Origin of the sequence: Kitasatospora gansuensis, assembly GCF_014203705.1 — a bacterium.
Lineage (GTDB): Bacteria > Actinomycetota > Actinomycetes > Streptomycetales > Streptomycetaceae > Kitasatospora > Kitasatospora gansuensis.
The window spans coordinates 98,191-111,296 of record NZ_JACHJR010000001.1 but is presented as its reverse complement, the minus strand read 5'-3'; the positions used below and the strand labels follow the sequence as shown (position 1 = coordinate 111,296).

Sequence of the window (13,106 nt, the reverse complement as noted above, 5' to 3'; positions counted from 1 at the left end):
TCGGCGTGTCGTGGGGCGGTCGGGTCAGGGGCCGACGGCCAGGCTGTAGCGCAGTTTGGGACGGGCGCGAGCGCCGATCCGGTCGTAGAAGCGGGCGGCGCCCTCGTTCCAGTCGGGGGTCTGCCACTGGACCTCGGCCAAGCCGAGCTGCCCGGCCAGGCCGGCCACCGCGTCCATCAGCAGCACGCCGAGGCCCGCACCGCGGGCGGCCGGGCGGAGGAACAGGCAGTCCAGGTGCAGGTACTCGCGGCCCTGCCAGGTGGACAGCTCGGGCGCGGCCGCGGCGTAGCCGACCAGCTCGCCGTCCGGCAGCTCGGCCAGCAGGCAGTGCAGCCGGGGTACCGGGGCGCCGAACAGCAGGGCGTCCAGCCGCTCCGCCAGGTCGGGGGCGGGCGGGGCGGCCCGCTCGTACGCGGCGTGCTCGGCGGCCAGCTCGACGAGCAGCGGGAGGTCGGCGGGACGGGCGGACCGGACGCGGGCGGCGGTGGTCGGTGACGGAGCCTCAAGATCGTGCATCCGGCCATCATGCCGCCGCACCCGGGGTGACCGGCGGCTTCGTGGCCGGACCGTTGGGAAACCGGTAGAACCTCTCCGTATGCTTCCCGCGTGGTGTTGAGGGAACGACACCTTGGGAGAGGGACGGATGAATCGATTTGGCAGGGCACTGACCACCGGCGCGCTCGGCGGCGTACTGGCGCTGACGGCGGCGTGCTCGGGGGGTGCGGCGCCGAAGGCGGAGCAGCGGGTGTCGGCGAGCCCGTCGGTGTCGAAGACCTCCTCGGCGGTGATCAGCATCGAACCGGGCAACGGGAGCACCGGCGTCAAACCGGCCGGCGCGCTCAAGGTCTCGGTGCAGGGCGGGAAACTGACGGAGGTCCAGGTCACCGCGAAGGGCGGTGGCGCGGTGCCGGGGACCTTCACGGTCGACGGTGCCGGCTGGACGCCCACCGGCATCCTCGCGGTGTCGACGGAGTACCAGGTCGACGCGCACGCCGTGGACGCGAACGGGGTGGCGGCCGGCCTGCAGGGCGGGTTCAGCACGCTGACGCCCGGCAAGGGCGCGGGTCCGGTCGACAACATCGACGACGGCGGGACCTACGGGGTCGGCATGATCGTCTCGCTGGAGTTCAAGGTGCCGGTCAAGGACCGGGCGGCGGTGGAGCGGGCGGTCGCCATCGACACCGGCGACGGCACCGTGGTCAAGCCGCACTGGTTCACCTCCCAGCGGGTCGACTTCCGCCCGGAGAAGTACTGGAAGCCGCAGAGCCGAGTGACCGTCAAGTACCGGCTGAAGAGCGTGGAGACCGCACCGGGCGTCTACGGCGAGGTGGACAAGGACCAGACCTTCACGGTCGGCCGCTCCCGGATCAGCACCGCCGACGCGAGCAGCAAGCAGATGCTGGTGCAGGAGGACGGCAAGCCGGACGAGACCGTGCCGATCAGCGCGGGCGCCAGCTCCCCGGCCTCGCAGAACACCTTCAACGGCACCATGGTGGTGATGGCCAAGGAAGGGACCACCGTGATGGACTCCAGCACGGTGCCCAACCACGAGGGCGCGCCCTACCGGGTGGAGATGCCGCACGCCCTGCGGCTCACCCCGACCGGCACCTATGTGCACGGCAAGAACGTCGACCCGGACGTCTTCGGCAGCCAGAACATCAGCCACGGCTGCATCGGCCTCTACGACGGCCCCGGTGACGGCAGCTCGGACCGGCCGGCCGGCAAGTTCTACGACGCGGCCATGGTGGGCGACGTGGTGACGGTCAAGAACTCGGTCGGGAAGCCGGTGGACCCGGGCAACGGCATGAGCGGCTGGAACATCGCCTGGAGCCAGTGGTAGCCGCTCGGACCGGCGGCGCCGCCGAGGCTTGGCCGGACGTTGTCCGGCTGCTCGGCGGCACGCCAACCGGAGCTGCTTCGATGCCGAACAGCGGGTGGGCGAAGCACGGTTAGGCTGCCCTCTGGCAGGCTCGCCCGGAGGCGTCGTCTGCCAGAGGGCAGTGCCGACGGACGAAAGAGGACACCATGGTGCACGCACGGGCCGGCCGGCAGGCCGAGCCGCAGGATCTGGTCGACGTGGCCCGGCTGGTGACGGCCTATTACGCGCTGCGCCCGGACCCGTCGGAGGTCGGGCAGCAGGTCGCCTTCGGTACCTCCGGGCACCGCGGGTCCTCGCTGGACACCGCCTTCAACGAGGACCACATCGCCGCGACCACCCAGGCGATCTGCGAGTACCGGGCCGCCCAGGGCATCACCGGGCCGCTCTTCCTCGGCATCGACACCCACGCGCTGTCCGAGCCTGCCCGGGTCACCACCATCGAGGTGCTGGCCGCCAACGGCGTGACCGTGCTGCTGGACAGCGCCGACGGCTACACGCCGACCCCCGCCGTGTCGCACGCGATCCTCACCCACAACCGGAGCAACCCGGCCGGCCGGGCCGACGGCATCGTGGTGACGCCCTCGCACAACCCGCCCGCCGACGGCGGCTTCAAGTACAACCCGCCGCACGGCGGCCCGGCCGGCTCGGACGCCACCGGGTGGATCCAGGACCGCGCCAACGAGCTGATCCGGGGCGGGCTCGCGGACGTCCGGCGGATGCCGTACACCCGGGCGTTGGCCGCGGACACCACCGGGCGGTACGACTTCCTCGGCACGTACACCGAGGACCTGCCCTCCGTCCTGGACCTGGACGCGATCCGGTCCGCCGGGGTCCGGATCGGGGCGGACCCGCTGGGCGGGGCCTCGGTGGCGTACTGGGGCCGGATCGCCGAGACGCACCGGCTCGACCTGACGGTGGTCAACCCGCTGACCGACCCGGCCTGGCGCTTCATGTCGCTGGACTGGGACGGCAAGATCCGGATGGACTGCTCCTCCCCGCACGCGATGGCCTCGCTGATCGGCCGTCGGGACGAGTACACGATCGCCACCGGCAACGACGCGGACGCCGACCGGCACGGCATCGTCACGCCCGACGGCGGCCTGATGAACCCCAACCACTACCTGGCCGTGGCGATCGACTACCTCTACCGGCACCGCCAGGACTGGCCGGCCGGGGCCGCGATCGGCAAGACCCTGGTGTCCTCGTCGATGATCGACCGGGTGGCGGCCGACCTGAAGCGCCAACTGGTCGAGGTGCCGGTCGGGTTCAAGTGGTTCGTCGACGGGCTGCTGAACGGATCGGTCGGGTTCGGCGGCGAGGAGTCGGCCGGGGCCTCGTTCCTGCGCCGGGACGGCGGGGTGTGGACCACCGACAAGGACGGCATCCTGCTCGCACTGCTGGCCGCCGAGATCACCGCCGTGACCGGCCGGACGCCGTCCCAGCACTACGGCGAACTGACGGACCGTTTCGGCGCCCCCGCCTACGCCCGGGTGGACGCCCCGGCCGACCGGGCGCAGAAGGCGGCGCTGGCCAAGCTGTCGGCCGAGCAGGTGAAGGCCGCCGAGCTGGCCGGTGAGCCGATCACCGCCGTGCTCACCGAGGCGCCCGGCAACGGCGCCGCGATCGGCGGGCTCAAGGTCTGCACCGAGAACGCCTGGTTCGCGGCCCGGCCGTCGGGCACCGAGGACGTCTACAAGATCTACGCCGAGAGCTTCCACGGCGCGGACCACCTGGCCCGGGTGCAGGAGGAGGCCCGGGCGCTGGTGGGCGAGGTGCTGGGCACCGTCTGACGTACGGTCACGCCGTGCCCCCGCTGCCGGGGGCACGGCGTGCGGGGGCTCCGCCCGTCCCGGGAGGTACTAGGATTTGTGCATGTCGAACCCCGATGGGCTGCTCGTCGACATCGCCGCGATGGTGGAGTCCGAGCACAGCAATCAGATGCCCCTGACCGTGGTCGTCCCCGGCGCCGTCATCACCGGACGGCTCGCCCCGCAGAGCCTCTGGCGGGAACGGATCGCCGAGGTCCTCGCGGCCTCGGACCACCTCAAACCCTTCGCCACCCTCTTCACGACCCCCGAGCCCGACGGCCCGGACCACGACCCCGCCACCGACCGGCCGACCCACCTGCACCTGCACCTGGCCCGGATCCTGCAGGGCAGCTACGGCCTGCCGCACACCGGCGGCATGTACCGGATCGCGATCGCCGACATCAGCAGCTGGACGGTCGGCGACCTCAGCTACACCGACCAGTAGGTCGGCCGCGCCCGGCCTGGACCACAGCGGTTCAGGCCGCGCCCGGCCGTGCCGTCGGCGGCTGTGGGCACACCCCCTACCCGGGTAGGGGGCGGGAGTTCGCTCCCTGGCGTGACGTTCGCGAGCGGTCCGAAAACTAGCGTCTTCCTCGACAGGCCGGGCACCCGGCCGAGCCTTCAGGAGGAGCAGTTCCGATGACTCTCGCACCCTCGCTCAGCACCGCGCCCCGTTCCGCCAAGCTCGGCTGGCTGCTCGGCAGCTACACCTGGCGCCGGTCGGCGTACGCGCTGGCCGCGCTGCCGGTGGGCCTGGTATCGGTACCGCTGACCCTGGTCGGCGCCGCCGGTACTGCCCATCGGCTGCAACGCGGCCTGGCGGTACGGCTGTTGGGCGCCCCGATCGGCGAGCCCGGCCGGGGGCGGCTGGTGCGGACGCTGGCGCACAGCGTGCTCGCGCTGCCGTTGCAGCTGCTCGCCGCCGGGCTCACCGGGGTGCTCTGGGCGGACGTCCTGGTCCGTGGGGTCTGCTACCCGCTGGCGGAGTGGGGCAACGACGTGTCGCACGCCTGGGGCGGGCCGACCATGGGCGGTGCCTGGGCCGCGCACTTCGCGGTCGGGATGCTCACGCTGGCGATCCTGCTGCCGGTGGTCCGGCTGCTGACCACCGGTCAGAGCCGCCTCGCCGTCCGCCTGCTGGGCACCGGTCCGGAGGCGTGAGGCATGGCTGTCATAGCCTGGCGGACGATGAACACCGCACCCACCCGGCGGTGGCTGCGGGCCGCCGCCCTGCCCGCCGCCGCCCTCACCCTGACCGGCGTGGGCTGGGCCGACCTGGACCAGCACTACGCCCTCGACGCCGGAGCGGCGCTGGCGCTCAGCGTCGCGCGGGCGCTGCCGCTGCTGTGGAGCCGGACCCGCCCGCTGCTCGCCTTCGGGGTGTCGGCGGCGGCGGTCCTGCTCACCGCCGTCCTCACCCGCCCGGTCTCGGCGGCCGAACCCTGGCCGATGGCGGTGACCAGCCTGGCCGCGCTGGTCGCCCTGCTGGTGTTGGCCGGCAGCCGGGTCACCCGCCGGGCCTGCAGCGCGATGGGGCTGGCCGTACCGGCCGGCACCGCGGTCCTGATCGCGGTGCTGCCCGGCCGCGGCAGCTGGTCCGGCCTGGTGCCGGTGGTGATCGCGACGGGCCTGGCGCTGATCGCGGCCGAGGTGCTGCGCGACCGCGCGCTGACCCGGGCCAGGCTCGTGGAGCAGGAACAGATCAGCGAGCTGGAGCGGACCAAGCGCGCCCTGCTGGAGGAGCGCGCCAGGATCGGCCGCGAACTGCACGACGTGGTGGCCCATCACATGTCGCTGATCGCCGTCCGGGCCGAGACCGCCCCCTACCGGCTGCCGGACTGCGCGCCCGAGGTCCGGGAAGAGTTCCGGGCCGTCAGCGGCGCCGCCCGGGACGCCCTGACCGACATGCGCCGCCTGCTCGGCCTGCTGCGCGGCGAGGAGGTGGCGGCCCGGGTGCCGCAGCCCGAGCTGAGCCAACTCGCGGCGCTGGTACGGGAATCCGGGGACGGAGCCACTTTGGAGGTGGTGGGCGAACTCGACACCGTCCCCGCCACGATCGGCGTCTGCGCCTACCGGATCGTCCAGGAGTCCCTGTCCAACGCCCGGCGCCACGCCCTCGGCGCCGCGGTGGACGTCCGGCTGCACCGGACCGCGGCCTCGCTGCGGATCACCGTCCGGAACGGACCGGGTGCCGCGCCGTCGTCGGCGGTCGGCGGGGACGGTCATGGTCTGATGGGCATGCGGGAGCGGGTCGCGGTGCTCGACGGTGAGTTCTCGGCCGGGGCCGGACCCGACGGCGGGTTCACCGTGACGGCCGATCTGCCGCTGCCGGTGAAGTGAGCGTAGTAGGGGGAGTGGAACGATGAGCACCAGCATCCTGATCGTCGACGACCAGGCCATGGTCCGCCAGGGCTTCGGGGCCCTGCTCGACGCGCACGAGGGCCTGCACGTGGTGGGCGACGCCGCCGACGGTGCCGCCGCGCTGGAGGCGGTCGCCCGGCTGGACCCGGACGTGGTGGTGATGGACGTCCGGATGCCGGTGATGGACGGTCTCGAAGCCACCCGCCGGCTGCTCCAGGGGCCCGGCGACCGTCCGAAGGTACTGATGCTGACCACCTTCGACCTGGACGAGTACGTCTACGAGGCGCTGCGGGCGGGCGCCAGCGGCTTCCTGCTCAAGGACGCCCCGGGCGAGGAACTGGTGCACGCCGTCCGGGTGGTGGCCGCCGGGGACGCGCTGCTCGCTCCGTCGGTGACGCGTCGTCTGATCGCGGACTTCGCCGCCGGGCGCCCGGCGGCCCGCCCCGGTGAGTCCTCCCGGCGGCTGGCCGGTCTGACGCCACGGGAGACCGAGGTGCTGGAGCTGATCGCCCAGGGGCTGGCCAACGCCGAGATCGCGCAGGCCCTGGTGGTGGTCGAACAGACCGTCAAGACCCACGTCAGCCGCATCCTGGCCAAGCTCGGTCTGCGCGACCGGGCGCAGGCCGTGGTGTTCGCCTACGAATCCGGCCTGGTCACTCCCGGCACGCCGGGCTCCTCGGCTGCGGAAAACGGACCCGTCGGGCGGGCCTAGTGTGTGATCGTTGCCCGCATGCCGATCTTCTCTTCGTATGACCATGTCGACATCTGGTACGAATCAGCGGGCGCGGGCGACCCGTTGGTGGTCCTCGGCGGCGGCCCGGGGACGGACTCGCGCTACCTGGGCGATCTCGGCGGGCTGGACAAGCACCATCGGTTGATCTTCATGGACGGCCGGGCCACCGGACGCTCCGAGGTGCCCGCGGACCGGAGCACGGTGTCGTTCGTCGCGCAGGCGCGGGACGTCGAGGAGCTCCGGCTCCACCTGGGGCTGGAGCGGTTCGACCTGCTGGCCCACTCGGCGGGCTGCCTGACCGCGCAGGAGTACCTGGCGGCTCACCCGGGGCGGGTACGGCGCGCGGTGCTGGTCACCCCGGTGGGCCGGGTCGACCGCGAACCCGACCCGGCCGAACTGGCGGCGCTGCGGGCGGCGCGCTCCGCTGAGCCCTGGTACGAGAAGGCGGTGGAGGCCGACCGTCGGCTGGCCGAGGGCACGGTGACCGGGCCCGAACTCGCCGTACTGCAGGCCTGGACCCTGCCGTTCTCCTGGTACCGGTGGAGCCGGGACCGGCTGGCCGAGTACCGCCACGGGCACGCCACCTCGCTGCCGTGGCTGCGGGACGCGTACTACGCGGGAGCCCCCGGGCCCGGGGAGCTGACGGACCGACTGGCCCGCCTGTCGGCCGGCACAACTCCTGTACTGGTGCTGGCCGGTGCGGCCGACGGCCTGATCGGGACGGTACCGGCGCGGCGGGTGGCGGAGTGTCACACCGACGGCCGGCTGGAGGTCCTGACGGAGTCGGGCCACCGGCCGTGGGTGGAGGAGCCGGAGCGGTTCGTCGCGGCGGTGACGGCGTTCCTGACCGCCGATCGTTAGCGGCCGGGCCCCGTATCGGCGGGGCCCGGCCTTCGCTCAGAGGTGCGGGGTGATGGCGGGCAGCAGGTCCTTGAAGGTGCGGCCGGTGGCGGGGGCGCCGATGGCGGTCATCTCCCAGCCGGTGGCGGTGCGCTGGACCTTGGCCATGATCTGGGCGGTGTACGGGCCGCCGCCGGTGAGGGTGTAGCGGGCGAGCTCCTGGCCGTTGCTCTCGTCCACCAGGCGGCAGAAGGCGTCCTGGACGGCCTGGAAGGTCTGGCCGGTGAAGGAGTTCACGGTGAAGACGATCTGTTCGACCCGGGCCGGGACGCGCTGCAGGTCCACCAGGATCGACTCGTCGTCGCCACCGCTGACCGTGCCGCCGACCAGGTTGTCGCCGGTGTGCCGGATCGAACCGTCGGTGCTGGTCAGCCGGTTGAAATAGACCACCTCCACCAGCTCGTGGCCGGCGGCGAACAGCACCGCCGAGGCGTCCAGGTCGATGTCACGGGCCGTCAGCTTGGCGAGGAAGCCCTTGCGGGGCGCCGCCTGCCAGCCGAGACCCATGCGCACCACGCTGAGCGCACCGCCGTCGGGCTTGCGCAGGCTGATTCCTTGACCCTTGGCCAGGTTCACACTCACGGTGACACTCTCCTTCGCGGAAACGTCCGGGGCAGGGCCCCGCCGAGTACTCCACCCGGTCAACTCCCGGCGGGCGCGATCCGTTGCACCCGGGCTCCGCTCGCTGACGGCACGTCGAAATCCCCAGCAGTTTAGGGCCTCTCTTTCGGATCACGCCGGGCCGTTAGGATGAACGGCCGCCGTGCCGCGCGGTACCGAATTTGAGGGAGACGTCGTGACGCAGGGCGTGGACGGAGCCGACCAGGGCCGCAGGCGCGGGCAGGGGGAGCTCGAGGCCGCGCTGTTCCGGGTGCTCGGCCGCGCCGGTGGGCCGGTCACGGCGGCCTGGGTGCAGGAGAACTTCGACGGCGAGCTGGCGTACTCCACGGTGATCACCATCCTGTCCCGCCTGCACGAGAAGGGCGCCGTGACCCGGGTCCGGGACGGCCGCTCCTACCTGTGGACACCAGCCGCCGACGGCGCCGGGCTGGCCGCGCTGCGGATGCGCCGGGTGCTCGACCGGGAGGCGGACCGGGACGCGGTGCTGGCCAGCTTCGTCACCGCCCTGTCGCCGCACGACGAGCAGCTGATCCGCTCGCTGCTGGCCGGGACCGAGCCGCAGCCCGGGACCGACCCGCAGCCGGGCGCTTCGGCGAGCGGGCGGGAGGGCTGAGCGGTGGGGGTCTTCGTGTTCCTCCCGCTGGTCCTGCCGCTGACCGCGCTGCCGATCGCCCGGCTGGCCGAGCAGCACCTGCATCCGCGCACCGGGGCCCGCCTGCTCACCGGCCTGGCGGCCGTCCTCGGGCTCTGCAGCACGCTCTGCCTGGTGTTGCTCGGCGTGGTGGGCACCGCGCAGATCCCCGGCAACCCGCTGCCCGACGCGTGGGCCGACCCGGAGGTCCGGGAGGTGGTGCCCTTCGACGAGGCGGTCGGTGCGGTGTCGATAGCCGCGCTGCTCGCGGTGACCGTCTCGGCGGCGGTCGCCGGGTGGCGGCACCTGCGGGTCGAGTCCGCTGCCAGACGCGCCCTGGCCGGGCTGCCCGGCGACGAGGTGGTCGTACTGCCCGACGACACGCCCTACGCGTACGCCGTCCCGGGCCGTCCCGGCCGGATCGCGGTCTCCACCGGCATGCTGGCCTGCCTGGACGTCGATGAGCGGGACGCGCTGATCGCGCACGAGCGGGCCCACCTGAGGGGCCGTCACCACCGCTACCTGCTGCTGGTCCGGCTGGCCGCCGCCGTGAACCCGTTCCTGCGCCCGCTGCGCGAGGCGGTCTCGTTCGGTACGGAGCGCTGGGCCGACGAGGAGGCCGCCCAAGCGGTGGGCGACCGCCGTCTGACGGCCCGTGCGGTGGGCCGGGCAGCGCTCGCCGGGCCGGCCGCCGTCCCCGTCGGGCTGGCCGGATTCGCCGCGCCCGGGCCGGTCCCGCGCCGGATCGCCGCCCTGCTGGCCCCCGGGCCCGGCCTGCGCGGCTGGCCGCCGGCGCACAGCCGTACCGGCCTGGCCGCGCTGGTCGCGGCGGTGGGGACCACGGTGTCGGCGGTGTCCTCGCTGAACGCGTGCCTGGCGCTGCTGCTGGTGCTGCACGTGGTGCCGATGAACCCGCTGGGCTGAGCGGGTGTCAGTGCCCGGGCGAGGGGCTCGACTTCGGTTCGTTCTCTACAGTGCTGTAGATTCACAGCTCAGCCGCCGGGGCATCGGCTCCCGGCCGGGAACTTCAGGAGGGGCATCGTGGGAGTCTCGCTCGCCAAGGGTGGCAACGTTTCGCTGACCAAGGAGGCGCCCGGCCTGACCGCGGTCATCGTGGGTCTCGGCTGGGACGTCCGCACGACGACCGGCGCGTCCCACGACCTCGACGCCAGCGCCCTGCTGTGCAACGCGAGCGGCCGGGTGCTGACCGACCAGCACTTCGTCTTCTTCAACAACCTGAAGAGCCCGGACGGTTCGGTCGAGCACAGCGGCGACAACCTCACCGGCGGCGGTGACGGCGACGACGAGCAGATCAAGGTGAACCTCGCGGCCGTCCCGGCCGACGTGGCCAAGGTCGCCTTCCCGGTGTCGATCTACGACGCCGAGAACCGGCAGCAGAGCTTCGGCCAGGTCCGGAACGCCTTCATCCGCGTGGTCAACCAGGCCGACGGTACGGAGATCGCCCGCTACGACCTCACCGAGGACGCCTCCACCGAGACCGCCATGATCTTCGGCGAGCTTTACCGCAACGGCGCCGAGTGGAAGTTCCGGGCGATCGGCCAGGGGTACGCGTCCGGCCTGCGCGGCATCGCCCAGGACTTCGGCGTCAACGTCTGACCCCTGGCGGCCGACCGGGTCAGGCCATCCGGCGCAGCCCGTCGCGCGCCCGGCGGGCGTCCCGCAGCCGCTGCTCGTAGGTGGCGCCGAGGACCAGCAGGAGCAGTCCGGCGGCGGCCAGCGGAAGCCAGCGCGGGAGCACGTCCAGGACCTGCACCAGCAGTGGGGCCAGTTCGTGGCAGGCCACCAGCAGCAGTGTGCCGGCCCCGAGGACCAGCGGGGCCTGGAGCAGTCGCCGGGCCCCGAACACGGTCAGGGCCAGCGCGAAGGCGCCGAGCAGCAGCGGGCGCAGCCACTGCGGGTCGGTCCAGGTGGCGAGCAGGCTGGGCAGCAGGGCCGTGCCGAGGCCCGGTCCGTACGTGGTCCAGGACGGGGTCGACGGCAGGCGGCGGCGGTGCAGGTGACCGATCGTCAGGGCGGCCACCGCGACGCTCGCCGTGTACGGCTCGGGCGCGGCCACGTCGGCGAGCAGCAGGCGGACCCAGGACGAGAGGATCAGCAGCGCCGTCGCGGCCAGTCCGGCCGGGCGGCGGCGGTCCGGGCGCAGGGCGGCAACGCCGAGGGCCAGCACACCGGCCACCGCGAGCAGCAGGCTCAGCGCGGTCGGGTGACCGGCCGTCAGCAGCAGCGCGACCGGTGCGAGCGCGTACCCCGTGAGCTCGACCGCGAGACCGACCGGACCGCCCCGCCGGGCGGCGACCGGGACGGACAGCGCGGCGACCGCGAGGACGGCGAAGGCGTACTGGTACGGGGCGAGCCCGGCCGCTGCCCCGGCGGTGACGGCGACCACCGCGAGCGAGAGCACGCCGACGACGGCGGGCACCGGGGCCCACGGGGCCGGCAGGCTGGCCGCCAACAGGGCGGCCAGCACGGCGAGTACGGACCAGACGGCGATGGTGGTCGGCCGGTCGGCGCCGGACCAGAGCACCGCCGCCACGGTGGTCGGGGCGAGCAGCGCCAGCGCGGCGGCCGGTTCGGCCGGACGGCGGACCAGCGCGGCCGTGGCGCCGACCACGAGCAGGACGGCCCAGACGGCGCCGGTCCGCAACGGCAGGTGCAGCAGCGCGGGCAGCAGTACGGCGAGTGGACCCCCGACGGCGAGCGCCGCGCCGAGCAACTGCCGGGCCCGCGCCCGGTGTCCGGTCCTGGCGCAGCGGGCGGCGGCCGCACCGAGCACCGCGACGAGCAGCCACGGCAGCGCGAACGGGGCCGGGGTGAGCTGCCAGTCACGGTGGGCGTCGTCGAGGCCGAACCAGGTGCTGCCCCACTGCGCGGCCGGGCCGAAGTACGCGGACAACAGGGCGGGCAGGAACGACAGTTGGGCCAAGGCCAGGACGGCGCCCGCTACGCCGAGTAGGCCCAGCCAGGCGGACCGACGCCGGGGCTCGGCAGCGGTCAGGGCGACCACACCCGCCAGGGCGAGCAGTGCCCCGGGGACGGCGTAGCCCGCCGGGACCCAGTCGGCCGGGAGCGCGAAGCGCAGGCTGCCGCCGAGCCCGGTCAGCAGCGCGGCCCCGGCGAGCGCGGCGGCGACGCCGCGCGGTTCGGCGGCGCGCAGGGGTACGGGCAGGGTGGCTGCCGGCAGCAGGGCGGCACCGAATCCGAGCGCCGCCAGTAGGGCGAGCGGGAGCCAGGTGGGCCAGGCGGCGGCGAACGTGGTGGCGTCGAGCAGCCAGCCGCCGGCCAGCAGGCCGCCGAGCAGCGCCCAGGTCGCGCCGGTGGCGGTGAGCAGCAGGGCGGTGGTGCGGGTGGCGAGGACGAGGTCCAGCAGTGCGGTGACCAGGCCGGCGGTGGCGATCGCGACCGGGCCGCCGTCGATGGCCACCGCGACCAGCAGGCACGGGAGTTGGAGAAGCAGCAGGGCCACCGGCAGTGGCCCGCGCAGCCGTACCGCCGCGCCGTACGCCGCCGCTCCGACGGCGGTCAGCGCGGTGGCGCCCGCCCAGTACGCGGCGCCGTCGATCCGGTCGAGCCCGCCCAGGCCGACGGCGCGGGCCGCGTACCAGTCGAGCAGGACCAACGACAGCCCGAGCGCCGCCGAGGTCTCGGCGGTGGCGGTCAGCCCGCGGCGGCGGAGCGGCACGGGTGCGAGGAGCGCGCAGGCCGTGACGGCAGTGAGGATCAACGCCTTTGCCCCGAGCCCGAGTTGACCCCAGCTGACCACGGTGAAGACCAGCGCCGCGATGGCGACCAGCAGCCCGCCCAGAGCCAGCAGGACGGTCTGCGCGGACGGGCCCGAGACCTCCTGGGCGTACAGGGTCTGTGGGGCGTACGGGGCGTACGGGGCGTACGGCGGCGGGTCGGGCTGGTCCTGCCGGGCGCGCAGCCCCGCCAGCAGGTGGTCGCGGTGCAGCAGCAGCGACCGCCGCTGGGCGTCGAGCCCGGCGAGGGCGAGGGTCACCTGCCAGAGGGCGGCCGCGTCCTGGCCGAGCAACGGCAGCCCGCACTGCGGGCAGCGGGCGACGGGAGCGGGCCCCAGGGACGAAGAACAGCCCGGGCAGGCGGGTGAACCGGTGGTCATGCTGCTGATTGTGGCGGCCACGCCGACGGGGCGAC

General features: G+C 74.0%; 13 protein-coding genes. 10 read left to right on the top strand and 3 right to left on the bottom strand.

Features of this window, described 5'->3' with window-relative positions; translation table 11 throughout:
* Window positions 1–24: 24 nt before the first annotated feature.
* Window positions 25–516 carry a GNAT family N-acetyltransferase gene (locus F4556_RS00580; protein WP_184910633.1) on the bottom strand — a complete coding sequence of 164 codons (492 nt, stop codon included), beginning with the start codon at window positions 514–516 and terminating at the stop codon, window positions 25–27.
* Window positions 517–643: 127 nt separating this feature from the next.
* Between F4556_RS00580 and F4556_RS00575 the strand changes: the two genes are divergently transcribed.
* From F4556_RS00575 to F4556_RS00545, 7 genes are all read left to right on the top strand, one after another.
* On the top strand, window positions 644–1,840 hold the full coding sequence (locus F4556_RS00575) for a L,D-transpeptidase (RefSeq protein ID WP_184910631.1): 1,197 nt from the start codon (window positions 644–646) through the stop codon (window positions 1,838–1,840).
* 185 nt (window positions 1,841–2,025) lie between these two features.
* The gene (pgm, locus tag F4556_RS00570) at window positions 2,026–3,669 is read left to right on the top strand and encodes a phosphoglucomutase (alpha-D-glucose-1,6-bisphosphate-dependent) (RefSeq protein WP_184910628.1); all 1,644 of its coding nucleotides are present in this window, start codon (window positions 2,026–2,028) and stop codon (window positions 3,667–3,669) included.
* An 82-nt stretch (window positions 3,670–3,751) separates the two neighbouring features.
* Complete coding sequence (locus F4556_RS00565; RefSeq protein ID WP_184910626.1) at window positions 3,752–4,132, top strand: GvpU-like protein; 381 nt, start codon at window positions 3,752–3,754, stop codon at window positions 4,130–4,132.
* A 194-nt stretch (window positions 4,133–4,326) separates the two neighbouring features.
* A complete protein-coding gene (locus F4556_RS00560; RefSeq protein WP_184910624.1) occupies window positions 4,327–4,848 on the top strand; it encodes a hypothetical protein in 522 nt (173 codons plus the stop codon).
* Window positions 4,849–4,851: 3 nt separating this feature from the next.
* Window positions 4,852–6,027 carry a sensor histidine kinase gene (locus F4556_RS00555; protein ID WP_184910622.1) on the top strand — a complete coding sequence of 392 codons (1,176 nt, stop codon included), beginning with the start codon at window positions 4,852–4,854 and terminating at the stop codon, window positions 6,025–6,027.
* 22 nt (window positions 6,028–6,049) lie between these two features.
* Window positions 6,050–6,760 (top strand): response regulator, encoded by a 711-nt coding sequence (locus F4556_RS00550; RefSeq protein WP_184910620.1) that lies wholly within the window; start codon window positions 6,050–6,052, stop codon window positions 6,758–6,760.
* A gap of 18 nt (window positions 6,761–6,778) precedes the next feature.
* A complete protein-coding gene (locus F4556_RS00545; RefSeq protein WP_184910618.1) occupies window positions 6,779–7,642 on the top strand; it encodes an alpha/beta fold hydrolase in 864 nt (287 codons plus the stop codon).
* 36 nt (window positions 7,643–7,678) lie between these two features.
* On the opposite strand, the gene F4556_RS00540 is transcribed toward F4556_RS00545, so the two are convergent.
* Window positions 7,679–8,263 (bottom strand): TerD family protein, encoded by a 585-nt coding sequence (locus F4556_RS00540; RefSeq protein ID WP_184910616.1) that lies wholly within the window; start codon window positions 8,261–8,263, stop codon window positions 7,679–7,681.
* Window positions 8,264–8,477: 214 nt separating this feature from the next.
* Between F4556_RS00540 and F4556_RS00535 the strand changes: the two genes are divergently transcribed.
* The 3 genes from F4556_RS00535 (at window position 8,478) to F4556_RS00525 (ending at window position 10,550) form a co-directional block, all read left to right on the top strand.
* On the top strand, window positions 8,478–8,915 hold the full coding sequence (locus F4556_RS00535; RefSeq protein WP_184910614.1) for a BlaI/MecI/CopY family transcriptional regulator: 438 nt from the start codon (window positions 8,478–8,480) through the stop codon (window positions 8,913–8,915).
* 3 nt (window positions 8,916–8,918) lie between these two features.
* Window positions 8,919–9,857 (top strand): M56 family metallopeptidase, encoded by a 939-nt coding sequence (locus F4556_RS00530; protein WP_184910612.1) that lies wholly within the window; start codon window positions 8,919–8,921, stop codon window positions 9,855–9,857.
* A 117-nt stretch (window positions 9,858–9,974) separates the two neighbouring features.
* The gene (locus tag F4556_RS00525) at window positions 9,975–10,550 is read left to right on the top strand and encodes a TerD family protein (protein WP_184910611.1); all 576 of its coding nucleotides are present in this window, start codon (window positions 9,975–9,977) and stop codon (window positions 10,548–10,550) included.
* A 19-nt stretch (window positions 10,551–10,569) separates the two neighbouring features.
* Here the strand turns inward: F4556_RS00525 and F4556_RS00520 are convergent, their stop codons facing one another.
* Window positions 10,570–13,071, bottom strand: a complete 2,502-nt coding sequence (locus F4556_RS00520) for an SCO7613 C-terminal domain-containing membrane protein (RefSeq protein WP_184910610.1) — start codon at window positions 13,069–13,071, stop codon at window positions 10,570–10,572.
* Between the last annotated feature and the right edge of the window lie 35 nt (window positions 13,072–13,106).